This is a genomic window from Ensifer sp. LC11, from assembly GCF_001695835.1.
Taxonomy (GTDB): Bacteria; Pseudomonadota; Alphaproteobacteria; order Rhizobiales; family Rhizobiaceae; genus Ensifer.
In genome coordinates, this window is the sequence record NZ_MBSO01000059.1 from 1 (window position 1) to 1,153 (window position 1,153).

Annotated in this window: 1 protein-coding gene and 1 pseudogene; both read left to right on the forward strand. The window is 64.2% G+C overall.

Annotation, left to right across the window (positions count from 1 at the left end; translation table 11 throughout):
• The coding region (locus tag BBX50_RS26785) for an electron transfer flavoprotein subunit beta/FixA family protein (protein WP_065774652.1) at window positions 1–519 on the forward strand (519 nt) is incomplete at its 5' end.
• Window positions 520–635: 116 nt separating this feature from the next.
• Window positions 636–1,153, forward strand: a pseudogene (locus BBX50_RS26790) (electron transfer flavoprotein subunit alpha/FixB family protein); the annotation flags it as partial.

The following is a 1,153-nucleotide window of genomic DNA, read 5'->3' on the forward strand; positions in this document are numbered from 1 at the left end:
ATGGGTGCTGACCGCGCCATCCTGGTCGAGACCGAAGACCAGGTCGAGCCGCTCGCCGTCGCCAAGATCGTCAAGGGCGTCGCCGAGGCCGAACAGCCGGGCCTGATCATCGTCGGCAAACAGGCGATCGACGACGACAGCAACCAGACCGGCCAGATGCTGTCGGCGCTGCTCGGCTGGGCGCAGGGCACCTTTGCCTCCAAGGTCGAGATATCGGATGGCAAGGCAACCGTCACCCGCGAAGTCGACGGCGGCCTGCAGACCATCGACATCAAACTGCCGGCAGTCGTCACCACCGACCTGCGTTTGAACGAGCCGCGCTACGCCTCGCTGCCGAACATCATGAAGGCGAAGAAGAAGCCGCTCGACAAGAAGTCGCCGGCCGATTTCGGCGTCGACACCTCAGCCCGCCTCAAGGTGCTGAAGACCGAGGAGCCGTCGGGCCGCAAGGCCGGCATCAAGGTCAAGTCGGTCGCCGAGCTGGTCGAAAAACTCAAGACCGAAGCCGGCGTGCTCTGAGTTCATGCGTCCGGAAAGTGGGAACCGGTTTCCGGACAAACGCATGAACCAAGCAACAATCCTGGAGCTCCGATCCGGAACGGATCGTTGAGCTCGAAGCAAAGGGAGACATTATCATGGCCATTCTTCTTCTGGCTGACCACGACAGCAACCACCTTTCCGACCAGGCCGCCAAGGCGCTGAACGCTGCCTCCAAGATTGGCGGCGACGTGCATGTGCTGGTCGCCGGCGCCGGCGCCAAGGCGGCGGCCGAACAGGCCGCCAAGCTTGCGGGCGTCGCCAAGGTGCTCGTCGCCGACGACGCCTCGCTTGCCAACAACCTCGCCGAGCCCTTGGCAGCCCTGATCGTTTCGCTCGCCGGCAACTACGACACGATCGTCGCGGCTGCGACCTCGGTCGGCAAGAACGTCATGCCGCGCGTTGCAGCGCTGCTCGACGTCAGCCAGGTTTCGGAAATCATCGAGGTCGTCTCGGCCGACACTTATCGGCGCCCGATCTACGCCGGCAACGCCATTCAGACGGTGCAGACGACGGAAGAAAAGCGCGTCATCACCGTGCGCACCGCCTCCTTCGCGTCTGCTGCCGAAGGCGGTTCGGCAACGATCGAAACCGTCTCGGCTGCGGCCAACCCGGG